Annotated in this window: 21 protein-coding genes and 3 pseudogenes; 7 read left to right on the top strand and 17 right to left on the bottom strand. The window is 38.2% G+C overall.

The window, feature by feature from the left end; genetic code table 11:
• Positions 1 to 50: 50 nt before the first annotated feature.
• The 5 genes from H5092_RS16420 to nirB form a co-directional block, all read right to left on the bottom strand.
• Positions 51 to 1,244 carry an ATP-binding protein gene (locus H5092_RS16420; protein WP_182734068.1) on the bottom strand — a complete coding sequence of 398 codons (1,194 nt, stop codon included), beginning with the start codon at positions 1,242 to 1,244 and terminating at the stop codon, positions 51 to 53.
• Positions 1,245 to 1,519: 275 nt separating this feature from the next.
• Positions 1,520 to 2,782 carry a nitrate- and nitrite sensing domain-containing protein gene (locus H5092_RS16415; RefSeq protein WP_182724875.1) on the bottom strand — a complete coding sequence of 421 codons (1,263 nt, stop codon included), beginning with the start codon at positions 2,780 to 2,782 and terminating at the stop codon, positions 1,520 to 1,522.
• 274 nt (positions 2,783 to 3,056) lie between these two features.
• Positions 3,057 to 3,920 (bottom strand): uroporphyrinogen-III C-methyltransferase, encoded by an 864-nt coding sequence (gene cobA, locus H5092_RS16410; RefSeq protein ID WP_182695777.1) that lies wholly within the window; start codon positions 3,918 to 3,920, stop codon positions 3,057 to 3,059.
• 9 nt (positions 3,921 to 3,929) lie between these two features.
• Complete coding sequence (nirD, locus tag H5092_RS16405) at positions 3,930 to 4,283, bottom strand: nitrite reductase small subunit NirD (protein ID WP_182693842.1); 354 nt, start codon at positions 4,281 to 4,283, stop codon at positions 3,930 to 3,932.
• Positions 4,270 to 6,843 carry a nitrite reductase large subunit NirB gene (gene nirB / locus H5092_RS16400; protein ID WP_182734064.1) on the bottom strand — a complete coding sequence of 858 codons (2,574 nt, stop codon included), beginning with the start codon at positions 6,841 to 6,843 and terminating at the stop codon, positions 4,270 to 4,272. Before nirB ends, nirD begins: the two co-directional genes overlap by 14 nt.
• A gap of 416 nt (positions 6,844 to 7,259) precedes the next feature.
• Here nirB and H5092_RS20745 point away from each other — a divergent pair, with 416 nt between their 5' ends.
• Positions 7,260 to 7,469, top strand: coding sequence for a hypothetical protein (locus H5092_RS20745; protein ID WP_259398398.1), 210 nt, complete (start codon positions 7,260 to 7,262; stop codon positions 7,467 to 7,469).
• A gap of 34 nt (positions 7,470 to 7,503) precedes the next feature.
• Here H5092_RS20745 and H5092_RS16390 read toward each other — a convergent pair whose 3' ends face one another.
• The 3 genes from H5092_RS16390 to H5092_RS16380 all read right to left on the bottom strand — a co-directional run bounded on the left by H5092_RS16390 (position 7,504) and on the right by H5092_RS16380 (position 10,496).
• The gene (locus tag H5092_RS16390) at positions 7,504 to 8,355 is read right to left on the bottom strand and encodes a universal stress protein (protein WP_024596346.1); all 852 of its coding nucleotides are present in this window, start codon (positions 8,353 to 8,355) and stop codon (positions 7,504 to 7,506) included.
• Positions 8,356 to 8,365: 10 nt separating this feature from the next.
• Positions 8,366 to 9,856: a SulP family inorganic anion transporter gene (locus H5092_RS16385; protein WP_182734060.1), complete on the bottom strand. Its 1,491-nt coding sequence runs from the start codon at positions 9,854 to 9,856 to the stop codon at positions 8,366 to 8,368.
• Positions 9,857 to 10,127: 271 nt separating this feature from the next.
• Positions 10,128 to 10,496 carry an NrtR DNA-binding winged helix domain-containing protein gene (locus H5092_RS16380; protein ID WP_259398397.1) on the bottom strand — a complete coding sequence of 123 codons (369 nt, stop codon included), beginning with the start codon at positions 10,494 to 10,496 and terminating at the stop codon, positions 10,128 to 10,130.
• Positions 10,497 to 10,712: 216 nt separating this feature from the next.
• On the opposite strand from H5092_RS16380, the gene H5092_RS16375 reads away from it, so the two are divergent.
• The gene (locus H5092_RS16375; RefSeq protein ID WP_259398396.1) at positions 10,713 to 10,967 is read left to right on the top strand and encodes a carbohydrate binding domain-containing protein; all 255 of its coding nucleotides are present in this window, start codon (positions 10,713 to 10,715) and stop codon (positions 10,965 to 10,967) included.
• Positions 10,968 to 11,201: 234 nt separating this feature from the next.
• Here the strand turns inward: H5092_RS16375 and H5092_RS16370 are convergent, their stop codons facing one another.
• A complete protein-coding gene (locus H5092_RS16370; protein ID WP_182724882.1) occupies positions 11,202 to 12,155 on the bottom strand; it encodes an MBL fold metallo-hydrolase in 954 nt (317 codons plus the stop codon).
• 266 nt (positions 12,156 to 12,421) lie between these two features.
• Positions 12,422 to 12,766 (bottom strand): DoxX family protein, encoded by a 345-nt coding sequence (locus tag H5092_RS16365; protein ID WP_045984457.1) that lies wholly within the window; start codon positions 12,764 to 12,766, stop codon positions 12,422 to 12,424.
• A 164-nt stretch (positions 12,767 to 12,930) separates the two neighbouring features.
• Here H5092_RS16365 and H5092_RS16360 point away from each other — a divergent pair, with 164 nt between their 5' ends.
• Entirely contained in the window at positions 12,931 to 13,818 is an 888-nt protein-coding gene (locus tag H5092_RS16360; RefSeq protein ID WP_182734055.1) for a LysR family transcriptional regulator, read from the top strand.
• A 27-nt stretch (positions 13,819 to 13,845) separates the two neighbouring features.
• Here H5092_RS16360 and H5092_RS16355 read toward each other — a convergent pair.
• The 4 genes and pseudogenes from H5092_RS16355 to H5092_RS16340 all read right to left on the bottom strand — a co-directional run.
• A pseudogene (locus H5092_RS16355) lies at positions 13,846 to 13,998 on the bottom strand (transaldolase family protein); the annotation flags it as partial.
• 36 nt (positions 13,999 to 14,034) lie between these two features.
• Positions 14,035 to 15,051 (bottom strand): annotated as a pseudogene (locus tag H5092_RS16350) (xylose isomerase); the annotation flags it as partial.
• Positions 15,052 to 15,333: 282 nt separating this feature from the next.
• Positions 15,334 to 16,701 carry a TrkH family potassium uptake protein gene (locus H5092_RS16345; protein WP_101163049.1) on the bottom strand — a complete coding sequence of 456 codons (1,368 nt, stop codon included), beginning with the start codon at positions 16,699 to 16,701 and terminating at the stop codon, positions 15,334 to 15,336.
• Complete coding sequence (locus H5092_RS16340) at positions 16,698 to 17,357, bottom strand: TrkA family potassium uptake protein (protein ID WP_024596486.1); 660 nt, start codon at positions 17,355 to 17,357, stop codon at positions 16,698 to 16,700. Before H5092_RS16340 ends, H5092_RS16345 begins: the two co-directional genes overlap by 4 nt.
• A 181-nt stretch (positions 17,358 to 17,538) precedes the next feature.
• On the opposite strand from H5092_RS16340, the gene H5092_RS16335 reads away from it, so the two are divergent.
• On the top strand, positions 17,539 to 18,843 hold the full coding sequence (locus H5092_RS16335; protein WP_182734053.1) for a DUF4118 domain-containing protein: 1,305 nt from the start codon (positions 17,539 to 17,541) through the stop codon (positions 18,841 to 18,843).
• Entirely contained in the window at positions 18,836 to 19,504 is a 669-nt protein-coding gene (locus H5092_RS16330; protein ID WP_154903778.1) for a response regulator, read from the top strand. The genes H5092_RS16335 and H5092_RS16330 overlap by 8 nt, the downstream gene beginning before the upstream one ends.
• Positions 19,505 to 19,551: 47 nt before the next feature.
• Here H5092_RS16330 and H5092_RS16325 read toward each other — a convergent pair.
• Positions 19,552 to 19,842: pseudogene (locus tag H5092_RS16325) on the bottom strand (MFS transporter); the annotation flags it as partial.
• A 263-nt stretch (positions 19,843 to 20,105) separates the two neighbouring features.
• Here H5092_RS16325 and H5092_RS16320 point away from each other — a divergent pair.
• Positions 20,106 to 21,755, top strand: a complete 1,650-nt coding sequence (locus tag H5092_RS16320) for a carboxylesterase/lipase family protein (RefSeq protein WP_182734049.1) — start codon at positions 20,106 to 20,108, stop codon at positions 21,753 to 21,755.
• 762 nt (positions 21,756 to 22,517) lie between these two features.
• On the opposite strand, the gene pobA is transcribed toward H5092_RS16320, so the two are convergent.
• Positions 22,518 to 23,726: a 4-hydroxybenzoate 3-monooxygenase gene (gene pobA / locus H5092_RS16315; RefSeq protein ID WP_182734045.1), complete on the bottom strand. Its 1,209-nt coding sequence runs from the start codon at positions 23,724 to 23,726 to the stop codon at positions 22,518 to 22,520.
• 121 nt (positions 23,727 to 23,847) lie between these two features.
• Here pobA and H5092_RS16310 point away from each other — a divergent pair, with 121 nt between their 5' ends.
• Positions 23,848 to 24,720, top strand: coding sequence for a helix-turn-helix domain-containing protein (locus H5092_RS16310; RefSeq protein ID WP_182711652.1), 873 nt, complete (start codon positions 23,848 to 23,850; stop codon positions 24,718 to 24,720).
• Positions 24,721 to 24,725: 5 nt separating this feature from the next.
• Here H5092_RS16310 and H5092_RS16305 read toward each other — a convergent pair whose 3' ends face one another.
• Positions 24,726 to 25,865: a LysR family transcriptional regulator gene (locus H5092_RS16305; protein ID WP_259395096.1), complete on the bottom strand. Its 1,140-nt coding sequence runs from the start codon at positions 25,863 to 25,865 to the stop codon at positions 24,726 to 24,728.
• Positions 25,866 to 25,907 lie beyond the last annotated feature (42 nt).

Here is a 25,907-nt window from a genome sequence, read left to right as displayed (position 1 = left end):
TCTAAGAGCAGCATCTACATGATGCTCGTTTATAATTGATAATTTCATAGTTAAACTTTGGGCCAAAAAATAGTGAATGTACTGCCGAGTTCCCCATCGGAGGCTACTTCAATTTTGCCCCCATAATTAATAATGAGCTTATTGGCAATACAGAGTCCGATGCCGCTCCCTTCAACATCATCTCGAGATTGCAATGTCTGAAATAACTTAAATATGAGTGAAAAATATTTAGGGTTAATTCCTGGACCATTATCTTTTATTTCAATAATGTAATATTGATTAGAGGGGATAAGTGAAATGTCGATAACCGGGTGCTCTTTATTGTTATGTTTTATTGCATTACTAATAAGATTTTGAAAAACAGTTTTAAAAGGGATCAGTGGTATATCGAGTACTTCGTTATTGGCGTGTATATCAACAGTGACAGCTTGTGGAACTTCTAAAATTTTTTCTATATCTTGGTAAAGACTTTCTAAAGATATGTTTGCACGAGTTGAATCACAGCTATTTATTCTCGAGTAGCTTAGTAAATCTTCTAGGAGTACTTGCATTCTATTAGCTCTGCTGAACACAAGCTGAAAATTTTCTAGGTGCTCTTGAGGGAGTAAATCTTTGCAATCATCATAAACCCATTCTAATAAACGTTTTATAGCATTTAATGGTGACTTGAGATCGTGTGAAGCAATACTGGTAAATTCATCAAGTTCATCGCTCATTTTTTGTAATTTTTTAATTAAGCGATCTTTTTCAGTTTCGTCTTTTTTGTTTTGCTCGCAAATTGTTGAATTATACTTAGCACTGTTTATTTTATCTAATAAGTTTTTACGTTGGACTAACTGATTTACAAAGTTTTTTTGTAAACTATTTAAAATTGATTTTTCTTTTTCTGTAAGTAGTGAATCACTTGCTCGCTCGAATATCAACCATCCAAACTTAAGGTTTGAGGGCAATATAATAGGCGATATAACTCTAAATATTTTAAGGTCATGCTCAATAATCGATTCATTAAAAATATCATCAGCTAGTTGCTCTTTAGCTACTGCTATTTCTGAACCTGATTTATATAGCTCAACGACACCTGAAGGCTGATTAGCAACAATAGAAAATGAGCTCGCATCAAAAATGTTTAAAATTAGCTCAGCAATGTTTTTTATGTTTGTTTGAATGTCATTATCAAGAGAAGTTGTTAATTGCTGCTCATCTATTAATGATACACCTTCTATATAACTCTCTACATTGGGCATTCAAACTCCTACAACAGTATTAAATATGCCTCATTAAAATGAGATGCAACAAATGATTAACTTATTGTAGTTGATTATTTTGAATGCGTTGAATAATTTGCATTATAAATAGACTTCAAATTAGGGTTTTACCTTATTATAGTCAGCAGGTTATGAATCAATTTTAAAATAAGGCAAAACTCAATCTGGGTGTGAAATTTGTAACTTAATAAATAACTATTATTTAGGGTAGTGGTATTACTAAAGATCAACATGCCCAAGTAAAAACAGCATATTTAATCGCTCATTTGTACAATTGTTTGCGCTACGCTAAATAAGGTTTTATGCGTATCCATTGCTTGTTTTTGTAGCTGTTTATGGGCTTGCTCTTCGGTGAGTTTTAACTGCTCAATAAGTATGTACTTGGCTTGGTGAATTACCTTTTGCTCACTAATAACTTTTTTAGCGTCAAGTAACGCTTGGTTTATTTGTTTTATATGCTGGCTTTGCTCGATAATTAAATCATACATAGTTTTATTACTGTTGAGCTTATCGGCCGCTATATTTTGGTTTACTTCTGGCTCTGGTTGCTTAATGGCTAATTGGCCAAAAGTAGGGGCTATGTGTTGCTCTGCCATATTGTTAAGTACTTGCTTATTTGTATTTAAACTACGTTGAGCACAGGCTATTTGCATTGCTGCGGTATCAATTAATTGATCTGCTATATTTTGTTCAATTTTGTGCATTATATCTATGCGCGTAGTGGTTACTTCGTACCATACTTCGCTTAGTTGCGAGAGCGGTTGAGCATTCTCGTCATCAAGTTTTTGCAGTAAACTTCTAAGTTGGTCTACCTGATTATTAACCTGATGTGTTGTTAGTGTGGCAAAGCATTTTAAAAGGTGCGCATCGGCGTACTCATTAAAAAAGTCAAAGCTGTGGTTTTGCTCTTGTACGAAATGCGCGAGTTGTTGTTTTTGCTCAGTGGTAAATTTACTCGCTGCAAATGCTTGTGCACCACAGGCGCGCTCTTGTCCTGCATACTCTTTACCTTGCATAAAGTTAAAAAAGGCAACTAACAAACGCGTTATTTTAGGATCGCTTGCGCCATCTGCTGCCTCTAAAATAATATTGAGTAAACTAGCAATTAACTGCGTGAACGACTGCGTAGCATGCACTGCACTAATGTTTTGTTGTGCTATTTGATTGCGTAGTTCGGGCAATGCGTCAAGTGTTTGCAGGCTATAGGTAATTAAATTAAATAACCGAGTATGACCAGTATCGGCGTTGTCGTTTATAAATGTTTGTTTAAGAGAATCATAAAATGCAGTTTGTGCGCTGCTGCTTAAAGGGATTTGTTCTTGTAATTGGGTTTTAAATCGCTCGCGATTTGAGGCTAAAAAGATATTACTCATTGCACGTTCTTTTTGTAACTGATGTACAAAATCGCCTAACTTAGTAAGCGAGGCACAACTGTTTTGTAATTGCTTTAGCGCGTGTATTTCTTGATACTTAGCCGCTAATAAAAACTGTTTTGTGAGAGGGTTGCTTGTCGCCATTGGTATTATTCCACACTTTTTTGTTTTTAAAGTGCAACCACTGTTCCAATCATTAATAAATTTCATCATTGAATTTAAAATCAAGCTAATACAATTGCTTAAAGTATTATTTTTATTTGTCACTGTGTTTCTATAATTTAACTTGCCATTACTTTTAACTTATTTGGTGCATTTAAGTATGTTATTGCACACAACTTGAACCCAAATTAAAAACAAAAAAAGCGCCTACTCCTGGGGAGGTAGTAAGCGCGAAAAGTGCATTATTCATTTTACGTCATGCGTTAACATTTACACTGTTTAGTAACTCAGGACTAATAGCCATTTTATGATTTATTACTTCACCAATCATAATTAGGGTAGGGCCTTGAAGGTTGTGTTTAGCATGCTCATTTACTATTTTCTCAAGCGTACTGGTAATTACTTTTTGCTTAGTAGTAGTGGCATTCTCTATTAGTGCGATGGGTGTATTACTTGGCCAGCCCACTGATTGCAAACCGCAGCTTAGCGTTTGTAAGCGCGAAAGCCCCATATAAACCACTAAAGTGGGGTTGTTGTTTGCAGGCATAAACGCGTAATTTTGCCAATGAGGTTGCTTGTTAGGATCGGCAAACTGCGCTGTTAAAAATGTAACACTACGCGCTACATCGCGTGCAGTGAGCGGAATACCCGTATAAGCGGACGTAGCACAAGCCGTTGTCACACCCGGAACAATAGCAAAATTAATATTATGCTCACTAAGCGCATCGGCTTCTTCGTTAATACGTGCAAATATACTCGGATCGCCGCCTTTTAAACGCACTACGTTTAAGCCTTGTTGTGCGTATTTAACCAGTAGTTCGCAAATGTTAGCTTGGGTCATCGAATGTTTACCCGCACGTTTACCTACAAATACTCGCTGTGCTTTTTTAGGAAGCGTTTTTAATAAATCATCGCTTACTAACCAATCGTATAAAACAACATCGGCGGTATTAATTAAACGCTGCGCTTTTACTGTAATTAGCTCTGCGTCTCCTGGGCCCGCACCAATTATATAAACGTTGCCGCTTTTGACGCTGCGACTATTTGAGCTTGTTAGCTTAGTAACAAGCTTATTTAGCCACACGTTTTCAATACCCGAAAAATAAGACAGTACACTCATACTATTCCCTTAAGCCACTGCTGTTGTAACTTTTGGTTCAGCGCTTATAAATACACTGCCGTCTTCAATTTTTGCATTAAAAACCGGTAGGTGTATTGCTTCTGCTTCTAAACATTCGCCTGTTTCTAGGCAAAAGTGTTGCTTATATAAAGGCGATGCGACAACTAATTTATTGTCGACTGAGCCAATAATGCCACGCGACAATACATTGGCTTTGCCAATCGGGTCGTAGTTGCTAATGGCAAACACAGCCGTTGGATTTTGTGGAATGTAAAAAATAGCCACTTGCTGATTATTAACTAATGCGCATACGCCGCTATTAGCGACTAGGTTGTCGATTGTTCCAATATTATGCCAAGACATCAGCTTGCTCCTGTTCAACTTCCATTACTGGAATACGGTTTTGTGTATTACGTTGCTCACGTTTTTCGGCTTCTGTAGCAGGGCGAATTTGGTTACGCTCTTGCACAAACAAAATGTTGTCGTCGGTTTCGGGGCTATTAACAAACTGGCGGAATCGTTTGGCAGCATCTGGGCTTTCAATCGCTTTTTTCCATTCACACGCATAGGTTTGTGTAATTAATTCCATTTGCGCTTCTAGCTCGTCGCAAATGCCTAAGCTGTCGTCAATTACTACGCTTTTAAGGTAGTCTAAACCGCCTTCAAGGTTTTCCATCCATACCGACGTACGCTGCAATTTGTCAGCCGTTTTAATGTAAAACATAATTACGCGGTCAATGTATTTAATTAGTGTTGGCGTGTCTAAATCGGTCGCAAATAAATCAGCATGGCGAGGGCGCATACCGCCATTACCACACACGTATAAGTTCCAGCCATTTTCGGTGGCTATAATGCCAATATCTTTACTTTGTGCTTCGGCGCATTCGCGGGTACAACCCGATACCGCCATTTTAAATTTATGCGGTGCGCGTAACCCTTTGTAGCGGTTTTCAATTTCTATTGCGTGTCCAACGCTATCTTGCACACCATAACGACACCACGTACTACCCACACACGATTTAACAGTTCTAAGAGACTTACCATAGGCATGACCGGTCTCAAATCCGGCTTCTATAAGTCGCTCCCAAATAACAGGGAGCTCTTCTAAACGCGCACCAAATAAATCGATACGCTGACCACCAGTGACTTTGCAGTACAGGTTAAAGTCTTTGGCTACTTGTCCAATTACAATGAGTTTGTCGGGTGTTATTTCGCCGCCAGCAATACGTGGTACCACAGAGTACGAACCATCTTTTTGCATATTTGCTAGGTACGTATCGTTAGTGTCTTGCAAACCAACATGAGCGGGCTCTAAAATAAAGTCGTTCCATGTTGAGGCTAAAATAGAGCCAATGGCAGGTTTACATATTTCACAGCCATGACCGCTGCCGTGTTTAGTTAGTAAGTCATCAAACGTTTTAATGCTTTCTACTTTTACCATGTGCAATAGTTCTTGGCGTGAATACGCAAAGTGCTCACATACATGGTTGATAACTTCAACACCACGACTTGCTAATTCGTTATCAACAACTGATTTTAGTAACGCAGCACAACCGCCACAGCCGCTTGCTGCTTTAGTGCATGATTTTACCGAGGCTAAATCGCATGAGCCGCCATCGATTGCACCTACAATGTCGCCTTTACTCACATTGTGACACGAACAAATAGTGGCGGTGTCGGGTAGGGCACTGCCAGATAACGACGGCGCGCCGCCGCTATCTGGTAAAATTAAACACTCAGGGTTTTCTGGTAAGTCCATGTCGTTAAGCATGTACTGCAATAAAGTATCGTAGTCGCTGGTATCGCCAACTAGTACAGCGCCCAGTAATTTATCGCCTTTTTCACTTAGTATGATTTTTTTATAACAGCCGCGAATAGCGTCTTGGTATATAAGCTCTTTACAGTCAGGCGTTTTTGCATGAGCGTCGCCAATTGAGCCTACTTCTACGCCTAACAACTTAAGTTTAGTGCTCATGTCGGCACCTAAAAACTCAAGCTCGCCACCACTTAATTGGCTCGCTGCAACGCGCGCCATGTTGTAACCCGGTGCGACTAAGCCAAATAGTTTTTTGTCCCACAGGGCGCATTCCCCAATGGCTAAAATATCAGGATCAGATGTTTGGCATTGGTTATTAATAATAATACCGCCGCGCTCACCGAGTTCTAAATCAGCAATTTTGCCGAGTTGGTCATACGGGCGAATACCAGCAGAAAACAAAATTAGGTCTGTTTCTAAAAATGACTCATCCGAAAAATTTAATCTAAAGCGACTGGTTTCGCCTTTTACTATTTCACTGGTTGCCTTTGATGTGTGTACCGTTACGCCAAGTTCTTCTATTTTATTTTTTAGAAGCGTACCGCCTTGTCCATCAAGCTGAACAGCCATAAGCTGCGGTGCAAATTCAACTACGTGGGTATCAAGTCCTAGTTGCTTAATCGCATTTGCGGCTTCAAGCCCTAACAAACCACCGCCAATAACTACACCACTTTTACTTACAGCTGCACTGGCTTTTATTTGCTCTAAATCTTCTAATGTGCGATACACCAAACAATGGGGTTGGTCGTTACCTTTTATAGGCGGCACAAATGGGAACGAACCTGTAGCGAGTATAAGTTTGTCGTACGGGTATTGCTCACCGGTTAATGTGGTCACTATTTTTGCTGATCTATCAATGTCTTCAACCCACTGGCTGGTATACACATTAATATTTAGTTGTTTATAGTTGTCGTGAGTGGTAAGTGCTAAATCGGCGGCTGTTTTGCCATCAAATACACTTGATAAATACACGCGATCGTATGCAAGATTTGCTTCTCCGCAAAGTACGGTAATGTCTGCGTTGGCATCGCTTTGGCGCATTTGCTCAACAAAGTGGTGTCCGACCATACCATTACCAATAATGAGTATTTTTTGCGAGGTTTGCATATGGCATTCCTTAAAGTGACGGTTTAAATACAAATAACAAAAAAGCCCGCCACAAATACGCATTAAGCATAATTGTGTGCGGGCTTCTTTGCCGATGGTTGCTAATAGCTATAGTGCCAACAACCTAAATTTTTGCCGTAAATAAAACTGGCTTGTTAATAGAGTGTTTGCAAAAACATAGCCAGTTTTTTAAGTTGTTGTTTAAATAGTATTTAATGTTTTTTTAGAGTGAATGAAAAACCCGTTTTGACATATGTTGGTGCGCGCCTGGCACTAAGAGGGTGCAAGTATTGTCATTGTATTGTGCATTATCAGTCAATAAAACACCCATTATCATTCATTGTGTATTGAGTTAAATTTAGCCCATAAAATACGCACACGAATTACAAGCAAAATGATAAACACAAATTCAATAGATGATTCCCCCTTTTCACGAAGGCGAGTTGGCAATACAAGACAAACTCGGTAAACGAAAAATAATGGCAACATTTAGCAAACGTGGCGTGCGCTCATTTATGCCAGAGCAGCATAGAAAGTTTGTGACTCAAAAGGTTACGTCGTTTATTCAGTTTTTATTTGAAAAGTTTGAAGCTAAGCCAAAAACAAAAAAGCCTAAAATCAGTTAAGTGATTTTAGGCTTTTTGGTGCAGGTTATTAAATTTATTTTAAAATAACCACAGGCACATCGCTGTTCTCGAGCATTTTAATGGTGTTACTGCCCACAAAAAACTGCCTTAGTTTAGAGTGCCCAAATGCACCCATTACAATTAGTTCTACATTATTTTGTTCTTTATATTGCATTAACGAGTCAAAAATATTGCCCTCTAAAAAGCTTGCCGACACTTCAAAGTCCATACTGATAAGCTTGTGCTGTGCGTTAACAAATTTTTCTTCAAGGTCTTTTTCGTTGTTTTTAATACTCACTAAATGACAATGCAAACCATGTAACAAGCCGCCATCAATCACTTGTTGTAGCGCTTTGTCGGCTGTTTCGCGGCCGTCATACGCAATCATAAATGATTTAGGTTGTTTAAATGTTTCAGGAATAAGCAAAATAGGTTGTGTTGCATTACGCACTAAGGTTTCTATATGTGAACCCAGCACCGCAAAGCTATTACTATGTCCAGCACCATTTTGGCCAATAACAATGAGGCGTGTATCGTCTTTTAAGTCTATAACGGTATCGAGCAAATCACCGTGGCGCTTAATTAGTTCAAAATTAGTAACACCTGCCGATTTAGCATGCTCACTTACTGAATTTAATAATTCGTCAGCCATTTTTAAACTTACTTTGCAGCGTTGTTCGTCAAGCTTAGTCATTTCATCAAGAAGTGTTGACTGTGCACCAAGCCCAATACTACCAGAGTAGTCGCCGATATTAGTTTGCTGCGTTTTTTCAATTGTATGCACAAAGCTAATTGGTTTATTTAGCTTTTTTGAAGCCCAAATAGCAGCATCGGTTACATTTTTAGTAATGGCTGAGCCATCTACATAGGTAATTATTTTAGTCATTGCATTCTCCTTAATGTCCGCCAAGTAGTTTTTCGACTTCTTCAGGGTTGTTATGCACACCAAATTTATCAATTACAGTTTCGGTTGCGCTATTCATACCAATAATATTAACCGTTGCGCCTTCACGCCTAAATTTAATAACCACCTTATCGAGTGACGATACACCAGTTATATCCCAAAAATGTGCATGGGTTAAATCAATTACCACGTTAGAAACCGCATTTTTAAAATCGAACGATGCAATAAATTGCTCAGCTGAGGCAAAAAATACTTGGCCAACGACTTCATAGGTTATTTTATCGTTGCTTTCATCATGCTTGGTTTTAACCACCATAAAGCGACCAATTTTATTGGCAAAAAACAGCGTAGCTAACAACACACCAACTAAAACGCCAATGGCTAGGTTATGCGTGGCAACAACCACAATAACGGTGGAAATCATCACAACATTTGATGAAAGCGGGTTCTTTTTTAAATCCTTAACAGATGTCCACGAAAACGTACCAATCGATACCATAATCATTACCGCAACTAATGCTGCCATAGGAATTAACTGCAGCCACTCATCTAAAAACACCACCATGATGATTAAAAATAAACCTGCAATAAAGGTAGAAAGCCTGCCGCGACCGCCCGATTTAACATTAATAATTGATTGCCCAATCATAGCGCAACCCGCCATACCACCAAATAAGCCTGCGCCAATATTAGCAATACCTTGGCCCTTACATTCTTTATTACGATCGCTCGTTGTATCAGTTAAGTCATCAACAATAGTGGCGGTCATCATTGACTCAAGTAAGCCCACAACAGCAAGACCAATTGAATACGGTAATACAATTTGCAGTGTTTCGAGTGTTAGCGGTACATCGGGCCATAAAAATATAGGTAGAGTGTCTGGTAGTTCGCCCATGTCGCCAACGGTTCTTATATCAAGACCCAAAAATATTGAAATCAGTGTAATAACAACAATACACACTAAAGGAGAGGGAAGTATTTTGCCAATAGTTGGAATATATGGGAATAAGTAAATAATACCTAAGCCCGCTGCGGTCATCGCATAAACATGCCAAGTAACATTAGTCAGCTCAGGTAACTGCGCCATAAATATTAAAATCGCCAGCGCGTTTACAAACCCTGTTACAACAGAGCGCGATACAAAGCGCATTAATTCACCGAGCTTTAAAAAGCCTGCAAATATTTGTAGTACACCGGTAAGTAAGGTAGCAACCAGTAAGTATTCCAAACCATGATCTTTAACCAGCGTCACCATTAACAGTGCCATTGCACCGGTGGCCGCCGATATCATGCCAGGACGTCCGCCTACAAAGGCAATAATAACCGCAATACAAAATGAGGCGTATAAACCTACTTTTGGATCAACACCGGCAATAATAGAAAAGGCAATCGCTTCAGGTATTAGGGCAAGCGCCACAACAATACCAGCAAGCACATCGCCACGAACATTAGAGAGCCAATCTCTTTTTACGTGATCAAACATGTAATAAACCTAATTAGTTAGTTTCCCAAAGTATAGGGGAGTATTTTATTTAAATAACAGTGATTCTCGCGCAGGCGGCGATTAAGGTTGCACGTAACGTGCTGATGAAAAAGGGGAGTGGTTGCCTAGGGCGGCGTAAGTTTCAAGAAAAAAGCTCCTTTTGATTAGTTTACATTAATAATGCGGACGAATTATAAACATCACATATATATTAGCAATATGTTATTTGGCCTTAAAGACCAAACATTAATTTAATTATGCATTTGCTTATTTAAAACTCAAATGTAAAACCAAACTCTCTTAGTTTTTCGTATACGTTTATATCAAAACGGTACAAAGTAGCAGCTCGGTGAGCTACGTTGATTTGTTTTTCTTTGCAGTTTATTAGTAAGTTTATTTTTTGGAACTTACGTCTAAAGTTAGGCTTATCGAGTGATTTATTTAAAATCGACTCGTAAATTCCTTGTAGCTCAAGCAAGGTAAACTTTTCAGGGAGCAGGCTAAAACCAATCGGCTCGTGCCTTACTTTATAGCGTAAGTAATCTAAGCCACTTTTTAAAATGTCGGCGTGGTCAAACATTAAAGGGAGAACGTTATTTACATCAAACCATTCACATTCTAAAGCATTGTCGCCGCTCAAAAGATTGGTTTCTTCAAAGCGTACGAGCGAATAGTAAACAATGGTTATAATACGTCTAGCAGGGTAGCGGTCAACGTTACCAAACGCACCTAACTGATCTAAATAAAGGTTTTCAACACCGGTCGTACTTTTAACAACACGCAGAGCTGCTAACTAATGGTGACTTTGAAGCCGGTCTTGATTCATGGCAATCACGAGGCAGTGCTACTATTTCACTTGAAACAACCCAAGCTCACAGCGGGCAAAACCTATAATGTATCTGCGTGGGTTAAGTTATCTGACGATAACACAGCGGTATCGCCAGGAATTAAACTTACACTGCAAATTGAGCATGCGAGCACTGAATACCTCGAGCTAACCACTGTTACAAACGTAGTTGCAGGCGATTGGGTACAGCTTTCTGGCACTTATACCCATTCAATAACAACCGAGGAAGTGCGGCTTTACTTTATGTGGAGTCAAACGAACTGACTGCTGATTTTTATGTAGACGACGTATCGGTCACTTTGGTAGAACAATAAACCAAACTAAAAGTAATTAACCCCACATTTGATAGTCTGTATTTTTATACAGACTATCAAATGTGGGGTTTCATAAAAAGAAGTGCACTATGCTTTTATATTAGTAATGAGTATCGCTTTAAAGCGAAATATACCGTCATTATAAATACATTAGCACGATAACGCCGGTGCGTGAAAAGCTATATTAGTTTGACTCAAATGACGAAAGTTTCTTTTGAACGTTATTTCGCAATACATCGTCTATGTACTCATTAAATGCCTTATTACCGGTTATCACGGGGTTTCGTTGATCAGATTTACGATTTTTTAATGTATTAATTTGATTAATTAGATCATGTGAAAACGGGTGGTTTGAGATACTTCCATCAACATCGTTTTTGTTTGCAATTTTTTGAAAATAATTTAAAGAGTGCAAATAAGTTTGATTTGCTTCTTTAGTATCCGGTAAACCGGTACCTCCCCAAAGTGCAACTGTATGAGGTATGCCATTATCTGTAACAGGTATTATCAAAGACAACCCACCAGGCGTATGTCCTGGTGTAGCAAGTACAGTTAAATTAGTTTTACCTAAACTTATTTTTTCGCCATCGATAACTTGGGTGTAAGTGCTAGGTAATGGTATTTCGGTAGAAAAGTTACCGAAAGGATCAGTTAATACAGGTGCATTTGGATTATGGATGTAGTCCCACTCATTTTTTCTCATTAAAATTTTAGCGCCATAATGTGATTCAAAGTAGTGAGCGCCGCCATAATGGTCGCTGTGGCCGTGAGTAACTATTACGTATTTAATATCTTCAGGATTTAAGCCTAACTCTTTTAGTCCAGGAACAATCACATGTTTGGCATCGTGCGGGGTCCACATGGTATCGATTAAAATAATGCCCTCAGTTGTAGTGATAACAAAAGTACCTACGCTGACATATCCTACAAAATAAAGGTTATCAAATAGCTGAGTGGGTTCAATAACAGTGGTATTGAACAAATCACTAGAGGTTAGCGAGGAAGGTAATTTATTTAATCTAGTACTTATTTTATCTTCACTCAATTTTGTAATATTACCGTTATTTGATGTTGTGCAGCCGCTCAGTAAGTAAGTTATTACTGTAATCGAGAAAATGCCTAAAAATGTTTTTTTCATATTTTACACCTTAGTTAATTAGGCATATTAAAAGCCCAAGTAATAAACTTTAGTACGTCGTATATTTAATTATTAAATACAGGGTATGAACTCAAAATTAAAATTTAATGGATAAAACAACCTTAGCCTTTGTTTGTTTAGAGATCGAGTTTGTTATCTTTAGTCTAAATTAGAGATGCGAAAGCATTTGTCATTTTGTAAATGAGGGTTTGAGTAACGATAGAAGCGAATATATTGTTATTCATTGTATTGAAAATAGCTCTAGTTTACTTACTATCCAAGGCGTTTATATCATTGACTCGGTTAATTATGATATTAATTAAAAAAGCACATAAAATAACGGCAGGTATTGCATTGGCAACACTGTCGTAAACTACATGAAAAAATGTTGCACCAGCCATAATAACTAACAAACCACTTGCAGCTAAAATGCTTAGTTTTTTGATCCAAATAGCAATAGCACCTGCAAGTTCACTTGCACCAATAAAATAGCCAAACCAAGCAGGTAAACCCATGAGTGCAAAAGATAAGTGCATTTGCTCAACTCCTGCTAGTTTTGCAGAGCCTGCAGCTATAAAGGCAAGTGTTGTTAATCCTAGTGATGTATACATAAAAATTCTTTTTACTTTTGTGCTCATGTTATTCCCAACTTTAATAAGAGTGATTTAAGCAGATGCTTAGCTTTTGACGTTAGAATAATCACAGTTCTTGTTAATTAATATTGAATGTTTTTTTATAAGATATAAACTTTAGCTTTACATGTTTGGCGTAAATTATGAAATTAGAACAGCTTAGTATGTTTGTTACTGTTGCTCAGGTTGGATCATTGAGTGAAGCAAGTGCTCTTTTACACAAAACTCAACCAGCTATAAGCCAAGGTATTAAGCAACTAGAAAATACCCTTAACTTTGCCTTATTTAGTCGTAATGGTTATCGGTTAGAGCTTACCAGTGCAGGAAAAACTATATTTCATAAGGCTATGAAATTGCTAGATGATGCAGCACAACTTAAACAAGTTGCACACCACATAGCACAGGGGAACGAGGTAAGTATAACGATTGCAATTGAAGCATCATTTAATTTAAAAGGTATTTTACCATTACTAAAAAATATGCAAAATCAGTTCCCTGAAACTCAAATAATAATCAGGCAAGAGTACATAACAGGTGCAATTGAAGCCTTACTTGATGGCGGTGCCGATCTGTGTATAACACCAACAATGGAATTTTCTGCACAAGAAGAGAAAATTGAAAAGCATTTGTTAAATAGCGGCTCATTAATCAATGTAGCTTCCCCTTTGTTGTTAAAGCGAAATCCAAACCTAAGGCAAGCCACTGATTTGTTGAACGAATACCAAATAATTGTGCAGGACTCTGGCACTGGTTCAAAAAACATAGAGTGGGGTGTACAGCAAGGTCAGCGACGATGGTATGTAAATGACTTTCCAACTAAAAAAATGCTTATCGAAAGTGCAATGGGTTGGGGCAAATTACCAGGTTATTTAGCTGATGAAGGTATTGCAAATAATACTCTTCAAATGCTGTCACTTAGTGATGTGCAAAATATAACGCCTCTAAAATATTACATTATTAAGAAAAGGGGAGAAGTGTTGGGACCTGTAGGAGAGGCCGTGTGGGAGCAATTTAAAAACTATCAGATATAACAATTACATATATGTGAAAAACGTATTTAAGTGTTTATATTGAGGTAATTTTGCAGCTTGTAAAATTAACGAAGGATTGGTTGTTGCATCAACCGGTTGTAGGGCTTTGATTGACTCTACATCGCCACTGTCGGCAACGACCGTGGTTACTTTTTTGAGTTGTTCTAACAAGTTCATAATGATGTACGCCTCGGCTTTAAAACCGAGGCGATGTCCTTATACGTAGTGGTTAACAATATTCTCAGGCAGCTCTTGTCGGCCAGAAACTTGCTTAGGATAGATGTTGTTTTCGTGTACTAACGCAGCAAGGCTCTCAAGTGATTGTTCACCTTTTAAAATGCTTTGGCCTAGGTCTTCTTTCCAGCCTGCGTAACGTTTTTCTACAAAGTCAGAAAGCTCGCCGCCTTCAATCATTGCTGCTGCATTGAGTAATGCTTTTGCCATCGTATCCATACCACCAATGTGACCGATGAATAAATCATCGCGTTCACACGATTGACGACGAAGTTTAGTATCAAAGTTAAAGCCACCGGTTGTAAAACCGCCATTCTTTATAATTTCGTAAACGACAAGTGTGCACTCAGCTACATCGTTAGGGAATTGATCTGTATCCCATCCGTTTTGCATATCACCACGGTTAGCATCAATACTACCCATAATACCTTTAGCGCAAGCAACGGCAATTTCGTGGTGGAAGCTATGACCTGCAAGTGTTGCGTGGTTTGCTTCAATGTTTACTTTAATTTTGTCTTGTAAGGCGTGCTTGTGTAAAAAGCCTGCAACCGTTGCTGTATCGTAATCGTACTGGTGCTTAGTTGGCTCTTGTGGTTTTGGCTCAATTAATAATGTGCCTTTAAAACCAATTTTTTTCTTGTGTTCTACAACCATTTTCAAAAAGCGTGCGTACTGCTCGCATTCTTGCGCAAGGTCTGTATTTAGTAGTGTGTCGTAACCTTCACGACCACCCCAAAGTACGTAGTTTTCGCCGCCTAAACGATGCGTAATTTCCATTGCATGTTTAACTTGCGCTGCTGCATATGCATATGTATTAGGATTAGGGTTTGTTGCACCACCGGCACAAAAACGTTTGTTTGAGAACAAGTTAGCAGTACCCCACAGTGGCTTTACACCAGTGCGCTGCATTTCTTTTTAGATAATGTTAGCTATGTGCGTTACGTTATCGAGGCTTTCTTGTAGTGCTTTGCCTTCAGGGGCAATATCAACATCATGAAAAATATTTGTATTTAAGTTTTTACACGAAACCAAAGGCAAAGAGCTTGAACAAATGAAAGGGTAAATATTACCCCTTTAATAAGCGCCAAAACTATTGTAATGGTTTGGCGCTTATTTTATTTATTTTCATACCTATAATGAAAAAGAGTGCTTATATTCATTTTTATTTTTCTATAAAAGACTCCTAATAGATAAAGTTATATTTAGGAGTCATTAATTTTCTAACTTGCACCGCAATAGTACCTTACATAAATTATGCTGGCTAAGTGGCCTTAATAATAGTTACCCTATTTGTATGGTTGTTTTAGCAAATTTAAGAGGTTGTAATTTAGGTTTTGCAAAACAATAAGCAAATGTCAGTGGACCTACTCTACCAATCAGCATAAGTAAAATTATTATTAGCTGGCTTGGCATACTTAAATTACTAGTAAAATCACGAGATAGCCCTACAGTGCTCAATGCCGAAATTACTTCAAAAGTAATATCTAAAAGAGACGCTTGCTCGATTTTACTCATAATCATGATGCTTAAAAAAGCCGTAAATAAGTATAAAATTACAACACTCAATGCTTTTATCACAAGTTTGTCGCTTAGCTCTCTGTTAAATATGGTTACCTGTGGTTTTTGGCGTAAATAACTATACATAGCAAGTAGTAAAATAACAAAAGTTCCTATTTTAATGCCGCTTGCTGTACTTACCGAACCGCCACCTATTACCATTAATAACAATGTAAGCAATGTCGAGTCGGAACTGAGCTGGCTAATAGGTAAAGTATTAAAGCCTGCAGTACGTGGTGTAACTGCTTGAAACCAAGCAGCAATTACTTGCTCGTTAATAGGTAGGTTGGCAAGTGTGGCTGGATTTGAATATTCAAATAAAAAAATAAGCAAAAATGCACTGCAATTTATTACAGCACTTGCAATTAATACAATACGTGTATTAGTTGCTAATTTATGCCAGCGACGTTGTTGATATATATCTATTAAAACGGTAAACCCTAAGCCACCGATTATAAATAATGCACTGATAATAAGATTAACAGATACATCACTTTTAAAAGCCATTAAGCTATTACTATCGAGTGCAAACCCGGCATTGTTAAAAGCCGAAATAGTATAAAATAGACTTTGATAGGCGCTACCCGCAATACCATAGTCATCTACCCAGCTAATAAAAAGTAAGCAAAATGCTATAGTCTGAATTATTAGCGAGTAAGTTATTACACATCTAGCTACATGGATCACTCCATTTAAATCGCTTGTATCGAATGCTTGGCTTGCAAGTAAACGTTGTTTTAATCCTAAGTTTTTACCAATACTTAAAAATGAAATAACGGCTACGGTCATAAAGCCGATTCCTCCAATTTGAATAAGTACCATAACAACACATTGCCCAAATGTGGTTAGCGCAGTACCTGTATCAATAACAACTAAGCCTGTAACTGTAACCGCAGAGGATGCAGTAAAAAAAGCTTGAATAAAGCTAAGCGATTCAACACTTGCAAAAGGTAATAGTAATAAGCAAGTGCCTAAAATAATGAGAGCAAAAAAACCAGCAGTTAAAATTAAAGGGGGGTTAACAGGCCTTTTGAAATTTTTTAAACGGCGATTAAATTGCTTTGGAAGTACGTGTGCTTGCCAGTTGATCATAAAGCTTTAAACCGTTTGGTGAGTTTTGTTAGGTAATGTTTAGAGCCCAGTAATACAAGGCTATCACCATGGCGTAACTCGGTGTCGAGTGTTAGGTCTGTATTAAAATTATCATCTCGGCGTAAGGTGAGCGGTTTTATATCTGAGTTACGCTCTTTTAGAAGCCAGCCAATATTGCGCCCTGATAAATGTAAATCTATGGCAAGCTCAACAATAAATGTAGATTGTGTAAGCGCAAAATACTGGTTAACCATAGGGTAGTTAAGTGCATGTGCTACTCTGATTCCCATTTCTTCTTCGGGGTGAATAATACGAGATACGCCAAGTTTACTTAAAATTTGATGGTGACTTTTAGAGCACGCCTTAACCCATATTTGTTTAACACCAAGGTTTTTTAAATGCAGCACGCATAAAATACTCGCTTCTATGTTTTCACCAATTGCAACTAATACAGCTTGGCAGCTGGTTAAGTCGAGTCGAGCAAGCTGTGTTTCATCACTAGCATCTAAAATGACAGTGTAATTTAACTGATTAGCAAACGTGTTAATGGTGCTTTCGCTTATATCGGCTGCGCAAACGTGATGCCCCTGATTAGCAAGCTCAAGCGAGGCGGTAACACCAAAACTACCTAATCCAATTACTGCAAACTGTGCCATGTGTGTTCCTATTAAAAAATACGACATAGCAAAGACTATGGAATTTTAAAAAAGAGTCACCCCATATCAATTAAGCTTTATAAACATTTAACACTACAGCCAAAAATCTTTATAAAAACTTTATACACAACGTATTAAAAAGCAGTAACCTATAAAAAGAGAATTTTATGGGAGTGCACAAATGGGTATTAATAAATGGCTTAAGCCGCTTTTATTAACAACAATTGCGCCTATTTTTATTGTGCTGGCTATTTTTCCAGTTCGAGAGTGGCTAACGACCACCGACATTGTCATGTTGCAATTACTTTGGGTGGCATGGGTTGCGGTGCGTCAAAATGCAGCCTTAGCGGGGATTACAACGTTAGTTAGTGTGGCATGTACCGACTGGTTTTTTGTACTGCCGTACTTTACATTTCATATCGAAAAAATTGAATACTTAGTCACTTTTACTGTCATGCTTATAGTTGGCTTGATGATAAGCAAATTGGCGGGCGAGCTAAGTAAAAACGTTCGTGATACCCAGTTACATGCCAGCAATACACGATGTTTATATGAGTTAGCTAAGGCGCTTAATGGGCTTGATGATATAAACGCTCAGCGCCAAGTATTTACAATATCGATTAAAAACCATCTAGATATTACACTTCGTTGGAACAATAATACAATGGATAATGGAGAGTACTTTAATATCGAACAAAACACACAATGGGGCGGCTTTATTGCAGATGCCGAACTTAGTCCTGAAAACCGTGCATTTATAGATACGGCACTGTCTTTGTTGTTTCAGGTCCACGAAAACTCAAATCTTAGAAACCAGTCGGCATCGATGAAAGTACAAGCAGAGTTAGAACGTGCTAAAAATGCATTGCTGCGTAGTTTATCTCATGATCTACGCACGCCTTTGGCTACTATTATGGGCTCATCAAGCATGTTAGCTGACGAAAATATTGAGCTGAGTAAGGCATCAATTACAGAACAAGCAAAAAATATTTATGAGCAAAGTGAAATCTTAAATCAGCATTTTAATAAAGTGATGGAGCTTAGCCGGGTAAATAAAATAGGAGAGCAGCTAGCATGGCAAGCTATAAACGTACATACACTTATTACTGAGGCTAAAGCACGCAGGCAGCAGCAATTAAGTGGTTTTAACTTAGTGTTAGTCTTTGATAAAGCTACTTGTTGTATAGGTGATATAACACTTTTAGAAATCGCGCTTGCGAATATATTCGAAAACGCGGCACGTTACGGTGATGGAGTGGCGACAGTGGACTTTAATACTGAGCGAATTGCTAATATAACACACTATAAAATAGCCGTAAGCAATCTCATAGTTACTCATCCAAGCAGTTCGGATGAAGGAGTTGGGCTTGGTAGCGTAATTTGCGATGTAGTTGCTCAGTTTCATCAAGGCGAATTTGTATTAGCTATTGATGAGCTGACCCAAGTAGCCACAGCAATACTTAGCTGGAGTGCAAAGAATGATTAATGTATTGGTGCTAGAAGACTCACCTGCATTGCAAAGTTTTTTAAAAACATTACTAGGTGCCAGTGGCTATAACGTATCAATTAGTGCGAAAGGGCTTGATGGTTTTTCATTAATGAGTGAGCAAAGCTTTGACTTAGTGTTACTTGATTTGGGATTGCTTGATATGGATGGACAAGCTTGGTTACTTGAAGTACGACAATGGAGCCAAATACCAATATTAGTGCTTTCGGCTCGCGATGGCGAGGTGGAAAAGGTTACAGCCCTTGATAATGGGGCAAACGATTATATAACCAAACCTTTTAGTGCAAACGAACTTCTGGCAAGAATGCGTGTGCTACTAAGAGTAAATACACAGCCGAGTTTGGCACTGCAATGCGGTAGCATCATTATAGATCCGCATAAGCACACAGTTACGCTTAACAGTAGCGATGTAAAGCTCACTAATAAAGAATATAAAATTTTGCTTATGTTATTTCAAAATAAAGATAAAGTGCTTACTCATAATGCTATTTTAAGTCAGGTATGGGGGGAGCAATACATTAATAGACCTGAGTATATTCGTGTACATGTAGCGCAACTAAGACAAAAGCTTGAAGTAAACCCTGCAAGCCCTATTCATATCTTAACTGAGCCAGCGGTAGGTTATAGATTAGTTGGGTAGGCACTAAAAAATTATCGTCCTAAATTTAGCTATTTAGGACGATAAAGTTACACGTTTTCTAGTTTCGTTCCTTTGGTTTCTGTTACTAAGTAAATAACAAAAAGCACCGATATTAATGCGAAAAATGCATAGAGCGAATATGCGAGTACAAGCCCTCCAGCGGCTAGCAATATGGGAAAGGTAATAGTGACTAAAAAATTAGCCAGCCATTGAGCAAGCCCTGCAACTCCTAAGCCTAATCCTCTCATGCTATTTGGAAATATCTCGCCGAGCATTACCCACATTACGGGACTCCATTAAAGGTTAAAAAAGAATACATATAAGTTGGCCTTTACAAGAAAACCAAAGCAGCAAAATCTTGATTCCATACAAAAAATTAGTAATAACCGCTCATGGACATAGCCGAAGTTGATATAAAAGCTGAACATTCAGCTAACCCAATACAAAGCGAATTAAACCTGCTCTACAGAGTAGTGCTCTTTTTATTTCAGTGTGAGATACCCAAGTTAGTAATACTTATATAATGCGGCTTTTTCATGTGGCTGCATTAATCAATAAGCAATTGCTTAATAAGGCAACCTGCTTAATTCAGGAATTTAATATGAATACCTTAAAACGAATTCGCTTTATCATTGCAATGTTTATGAGCATAAGTATTTGTGCGAACGGGCAAGACTCAGCTGAACTTAATGAGCAAGCAAAAGCCACACATAATGTGATTGCAAAAACACAATTAGGGCTTGTTAAAGGGGTGTCTGTACTAGATACAAAAATGCCAGTTAATAAATTTTTGGGGATCCCTTATGCACAAGCACCTATTGCTAATTTACGCTGGCAGGGACCTAAAAGTGCGACTCAGTGGCGAGACGTGCTTGATGCAACTCAATATGCCCCTGACTGTATGCAAACCACATTTCCTGGTGATTCGGCGCCCCTAAAAGGCTCATTGAGTGAAGACTGCCTTTACTTAAATATATGGGCACCAGCACAAGATATCACTCAAAAGCGCCCAGTTATGGTGTGGATACACGGTGGAGGCTTTGTCAATGGTGGTTCGTCAGCGGCTATTTATAGTGGTCAGTCGTTTGCCGAATCGGGCGTTGTATTTGTTAGTTTTAACTACAGGTTAGGGCGTTTTGGTTTCTTTGCTCATCCTGGGTTGAGTGAACAAAGCAAAAATACACCGCTTGGAAATTACGGCTTAATGGATCAAATCGCGGCACTAAAATGGGTTAAAAATAACATTACCCATTTTGGTGGAGACGCTGATAATGTAACACTTTTTGGTGAGTCAGCTGGTGGTCGCTCGGTGAATTTTCATATGTTATCGCCCCAATCTAAAGGGCTTTTTCACAAAGCGATTGTGCAATCAGGGGGTGGTAGAAGTGATTCGACAGAGACGGTCGTATACTTAAATAAAAAAGGCACTAAAGGTAACCCTTCAGCTGAGGATGCTGGCATTCAATTTGCTAGAAGTGTGGGAATTAATACCAATGATATAAAAGCACTCGCAAAACTACGTGCTTTACCTGCAGAAAAGGTATTGAGCGGTTTGAATATGATGAACGCAAATACGCCTACTTACAGCGGGCCTATGATTGACTCATCTATTGTATTAACAAGTGACGAGGAGGGGTTTGCTCAAGCTCTACAAACAAAAGTTCCACTTTTTATTGGCAGTACGGATTTTGAGTGGGGATTTTTAAAAGACTACAATCCGAAAGGTGCTATTGCAATAGCCACAGAAACGCTCGAATCAGTGAACAATAAAGCTCAGTTTACTAAAGCGTATGCGCCATTTGTGCTAGCTAAAAATGGGGAGTTAAATTATCCACTGCTAGGCTCTATGATATTCGGTGATAAGCGTTTTGTAGAACCTGCGCGCTATATTGCAAGCAAAGCGAGTATGAGTGAACAGCCTACATGGCTTTATCGTTTTAATTACGTCCCTAGCCACTTAAAAGGCAAAGTTGATGGCGCATACCATGCCACTGAAATACCTTTTGTATTTAATACTCTTGCGCAAAATCCGTTAACATCGCAAAACGATTTTAAAATTGCCAGTGCAATGCACGCTGCATGGGTAAGGTTTGCTAAATACAGCAACCCGTCACCTAAGCAAGGCATTGCTTGGCCTAATTACAATGCTAAAGATAATAGAATAATTGAATTTAACGAGAACGGAAGTGAGGTAAAACAAGACCCACTTGAGAATCGCTTAAATGAGATAACCAATCTAATTAGCCAATAAACATTTATAGAGCCCGTATATATACGGGCTTTTATTGGCATAAATATTAAATTTTCATAACTAAAATTTATATTTTTAGAGCGTGTTGATATGTGTTTATTAAAAAATTAAACAAAGCATGTTTAGTGCATTTTAAGCATGATATTAGATTTTAATGTATTAACCATTTGGTCCGTCTGTTAGGCTGATTCAGTATGCTAAAGCTGCATATGTGCCATTTAAATTAAACTCAAATACCACACAATAGCATTAAATCAAGGCGCAAACCCTGACCAAAGCGTTGCTGTTTACTTTTTAATTATTACGAAAAATTTCATTGATTCAGTAAAATTGTAGCTAGGTAAGCCGTATTTATTGGGTAGCAGACATGGCCTTAACGATTCAAATACATAGCTTATAGCTTAAAAGGAAAAGTTTAGGAGGCATATTATACAATTTGAATTCAATTGTTTTGATTCTGTGAAAGTTAAATTTCAGCAGCAAATCACCTCCAGATAAAATGTTGCCACTGAAATGTATGTTGTTTGGGTTAAATTTGTTACATATGGCAACCCATCACCTTATTTTACTCAAAATTTGCCACTACTTTCAGCGATAAAGAATGAAATTATTGAATTTAATCAGTTTTGGTAAGCTATCAAAAACGATCAGATAGTTAAGCGTTTAAACGATATAACTAAGTTAGTTAACTAATCGTATATATTAATAAATAAAGCCCATGTTACTAATATCATATGAGCTTATTATTTTAAGGGAACTTGTTTAAATTTTCTCGTATGGCATTCCCACATATTGGATTGCTATTACTTTTTTACCTTCTTCATAATTTAGATGAAAATCAAGGTCGGATGCCATGAATCGTTCAAGCGTTTTAGTCTCGTTTTCATTCATTTTGTCATCATCGTATTCATGCAGCATGTTTGACATCCACCATGAGAATCGCTCGGCGTGCCATACTCTTTTTAATGCTATTTCGGAGTATTTGGCTACCGCATCAGGTTCCTCACCATTGTATGTCTTATCTAGCAATTTGCTGAGGGTGGATACATCAGATGCTGCCAGATTAAGACCTTTAGCGCCTGTAGGTGGTACAATGTGAGCGGCATCGCCAACTAAAAATAAGCGTCCATCTTGCATTGGTTCACATACAAAGCTACGCAGAGGGGCAATACTTTTTTCAATGCTGGGGCCGGTAATCAGCATCTCAGCTACGTCTTCAGGTAAGCGTTTTTTAAGCTCAGTCCAAAATTCATCATCAGACCAATCTTCAATTTTATCAGTTAATGGCACCTGTAAATAATAACGTGAACGGGTTGAAGAGCGCATACTAGCTAAAGCAAAGCCTCGTTTAGTTTTACAGTAAATAAGCTCATCAGCAACGGGGGGAGTATCGCTAAGGAACCCAAGCCAGCCAAAAGGATAAATACGTTCAAATTCGTTACGTTTTTCTTTAGGGATAGATTGTCGAGAAACGCCATGAAAGCCATCGCATCCAGCAATATAATCACAGTCTAATTTATATTCAATACCATTTTGTGTAAACGTTACAAATGGGGAGTTTGAACTTTGCTCATGAATGGCAACATCACTAGACTCATAATAAGTCGTTGCCCCTATGTTTTGGCGCGCTTGCATTAAATCACGGGTAACTTCTGTTTGCCCGTAACACATAACGGTGCTGCCATTTGTAAGTGCCTTTATATCGATTCGATGACGTTGACCATAATGTGCTATTTCAAAGCCATCGTGAATGTGGCCTTCCTTTTTCATTCGCTCATCTACACCAGCTTCTGCTAGTAGACTCACTAATCCTTGTTCTAAAATACCTGCACGAATACGACCTAAAATATATTCGCCTGATGCGCGCTCTATAATTATGTTATCGATCCCCTTTTTAGCTAGAAGTTGACCGAGTAACAATCCAGAGGGCCCAGCGCCAATGATTGCTATTTTAGTTTTTAATGATTGCATTTTTATACTCGTTGAAAACATCGTGTTCTTTTATATTGCTCATTAGTTAATGTTTAAACCATTCACAATTGATGTCATCTGTTGTACTTTTGAGTCAAAGTTAATTTGAGTACACGTGCACATGAATAAAAAAATTCCATTTTATGACCTATACGGAGAGCCGTTTATTCGCCAAGAGCCAGGTGCTGTTCATGTTGAAGATATAGCTTATCGAAGCAGTGAGCTTAAATGGGAGATATCACCACATCGTCATAATAAGTTAGTTCAAATTGTAATTGTTTTTAATAACTCTTGGGCTGCGAGGTTAGATGAAAGAGAGTATCAACTGAATGGGGATTGGGGGGTAATTATTCCGGCTGGTGTTGTACATGGCTTTCATTTTAAACCACGCACACAAGGCTTTGTAATTTCAATAGACGACAGTTTTTTAGTAAGCAATTATGGTGAGACTAGCCTGAATCAATTGTTATTAAAGCCATTAACGGTTGAGTTTGAAAATGCAGCACGTTTAGTGCATTTAAAGCACTACATAGAGCTGCTAATGTATGAAATTAATTATAATGAATTAGGTGCGCCTATTGCCGTTGAGCAATTGCTAAAATTGATATTATTAAATATTTTTAGGCAAAAAAACACTACTCTTTTGGCAAGTAACGCCCGCAGTCGAGAAACAGAAATAGTCGTTAATTTTAGAAGCTTAATTGAGCTAAATTATACCTCACATATGACTATTCCTGACTACGCTGAGAAGCTACATATATCTACTTCAAAGTTAAACCGTATTTGTAAAAGTTTATTAAATGATTCTCCCAAAGCAATTGCTCATCAACGTCTGATCACTGAGGCAAAGCGACGTTTAATCTATACTACACAAACAATCGACGAAATAGCGCTTCATTTAGGATTTAAAGATAGCGCGTATTTTTGCCGTTTTTTTAAGTTAGCCACTAATACAACCCCAACATTATTCAAGCAACAGTCGAATATTAACTAGCTCGATTAAAGCATGCGCGTATTGTTTTTAATTATTGTTAAAAAACGCGATTGCATTTGGGTAGGCTGCCAGTCTTTTCGTATCGTCAGTCCTATACTACGGTCAGTATCGGGCAGTGTCATCGGGCAGATAGCTAATATTCCTGTTTGTACTTCTATTTCAACTTGCTTGGCTGGTAACAAGGCCGCTCGAGAACTGTTTAATAAAATACCGCGCGCAGCAACTTGTGAGCTGCACTCTATTACATGGCTTGGTGGTGGTAAACCTCGGCTAACAAATATGTTACTAAAAACCTGCCACGCGGGTGTGCTTTTGTTAGGTGCTACCCAATCAAGTTGCTGGAGCTCTTTTGTTGATATTGTTTGGCGGCTTGCCAAAGGGTGTTGAGCATTTACTACAACACAAAGTTGATCTTTAAATAATGGAATTTGTTCAATATCATTATGTTGAGCAGGGATGCGTAATGCACCGACAATGATGTCAATTTCACCATGAAGTAAGTTAGCTAGCTGCTCTTGGTATGGACCATCTATAATACTTAGCTGGGCATCAGGAAATTCATTATTTAAAGCAATAATACTCAATGGCACAATAGCTGAGCGTGCCAATGGTAAGCTACCTACTTTTAGAGCACCATCCATTTGTCCATTAAACTCCCTCATTTCATAAATACCTTGGCGTAATTCAGAGAAAAACAGCTTTGCAAAACGATTTAGCAAGTTTGCCGTCCAAGTAGGTTCAATACCCACGGGTGAACGTACCGCGAGGTCCTTTTTACATAGTTGCTCTAAATCTTTGATGCTGCGGTGTAAGGTGGGTTGCGACAAATTAAGTTTATTGGCTGCAGCGGTGTAGTTTTTCATTTGTACTAAGTGTATGAGTGCTACTAATTGCTTTGAAGTGACAGAGCGATTAAAGGCATCTTGCTTATGTTTATTATTAAAAATAACCCTCGAAAATTCATCCAAATACTCAAATGCACGTTCAACCCGATTTAGAAAAAATATACCGCTTGGCGTCGGTGTCATCCCCGAGTGGGTCCGAATAAATAGGACTTGATTAAGTTCGTTTTCAAGTTTTTTAATGCCTTGGGTGAGTGCCGACTGGGTTAAGTGAACAGTATTAGCTGCCTTGCTTAACGACATTAAGTTCCTTATATACAAGGCGCTTAACAAATGTCTATTGTT

This window comes from Pseudoalteromonas sp. SR41-7, assembly GCF_014163935.1.
Classification (GTDB): Bacteria; Pseudomonadota; Gammaproteobacteria; order Enterobacterales; family Alteromonadaceae; genus Pseudoalteromonas; species Pseudoalteromonas distincta.
The sequence above is the reverse complement of the archived record's forward strand: the minus strand, read 5'-3'. Positions and strand labels throughout refer to the sequence as shown.

What these genes read in the sequence shown, in the direction of transcription:
- cobA (WP_182695777.1), bottom strand. Translation starts at nt 3,920, where the DNA reads ATGAGTGTACTGTCTTATTTTTCGGGTATTGAAAACGTGTGGCTAAAT.
- H5092_RS16310 (WP_182711652.1), top strand. Translation starts at nt 23,848, where the DNA reads ATGAATAAAAAAATTCCATTTTATGACCTATACGGAGAGCCGTTTATT.
- nirD (WP_182693842.1), bottom strand. Translation starts at nt 4,283, where the DNA reads ATGTCTTGGCATAATATTGGAACAATCGACAACCTAGTCGCTAATAGC.
- H5092_RS16330 (WP_154903778.1), top strand. Translation starts at nt 18,836, where the DNA reads ATGATTAATGTATTGGTGCTAGAAGACTCACCTGCATTGCAAAGTTTT.
- H5092_RS16320 (WP_182734049.1), top strand. Translation starts at nt 20,106, where the DNA reads ATGAATACCTTAAAACGAATTCGCTTTATCATTGCAATGTTTATGAGC.
- nirB (WP_182734064.1), bottom strand. Translation starts at nt 6,843, where the DNA reads ATGCAAACCTCGCAAAAAATACTCATTATTGGTAATGGTATGGTCGGA.
- H5092_RS16345 (WP_101163049.1), bottom strand. Translation starts at nt 16,701, where the DNA reads ATGATCAACTGGCAAGCACACGTACTTCCAAAGCAATTTAATCGCCGT.
- H5092_RS16390 (WP_024596346.1), bottom strand. Translation starts at nt 8,355, where the DNA reads ATGACTAAAATAATTACCTATGTAGATGGCTCAGCCATTACTAAAAAT.
- H5092_RS16340 (WP_024596486.1), bottom strand. Translation starts at nt 17,357, where the DNA reads ATGGCACAGTTTGCAGTAATTGGATTAGGTAGTTTTGGTGTTACCGCC.
- H5092_RS16370 (WP_182724882.1), bottom strand. Translation starts at nt 12,155, where the DNA reads ATGAAAAAAACATTTTTAGGCATTTTCTCGATTACAGTAATAACTTAC.
- H5092_RS20745 (WP_259398398.1), top strand. Translation starts at nt 7,260, where the DNA reads ATGATTCCCCCTTTTCACGAAGGCGAGTTGGCAATACAAGACAAACTC.
- H5092_RS16305 (WP_259395096.1), bottom strand. Translation starts at nt 25,865, where the DNA reads ATGTCGTTAAGCAAGGCAGCTAATACTGTTCACTTAACCCAGTCGGCA.
- H5092_RS16385 (WP_182734060.1), bottom strand. Translation starts at nt 9,856, where the DNA reads ATGTTTGATCACGTAAAAAGAGATTGGCTCTCTAATGTTCGTGGCGAT.
- H5092_RS16365 (WP_045984457.1), bottom strand. Translation starts at nt 12,766, where the DNA reads ATGTATACATCACTAGGATTAACAACACTTGCCTTTATAGCTGCAGGC.
- H5092_RS16360 (WP_182734055.1), top strand. Translation starts at nt 12,931, where the DNA reads ATGAAATTAGAACAGCTTAGTATGTTTGTTACTGTTGCTCAGGTTGGA.
- H5092_RS16335 (WP_182734053.1), top strand. Translation starts at nt 17,539, where the DNA reads ATGGGTATTAATAAATGGCTTAAGCCGCTTTTATTAACAACAATTGCG.
- pobA (WP_182734045.1), bottom strand. Translation starts at nt 23,726, where the DNA reads ATGCAATCATTAAAAACTAAAATAGCAATCATTGGCGCTGGGCCCTCT.
- H5092_RS16415 (WP_182724875.1), bottom strand. Translation starts at nt 2,782, where the DNA reads ATGGCGACAAGCAACCCTCTCACAAAACAGTTTTTATTAGCGGCTAAG.
- H5092_RS16420 (WP_182734068.1), bottom strand. Translation starts at nt 1,244, where the DNA reads ATGCCCAATGTAGAGAGTTATATAGAAGGTGTATCATTAATAGATGAG.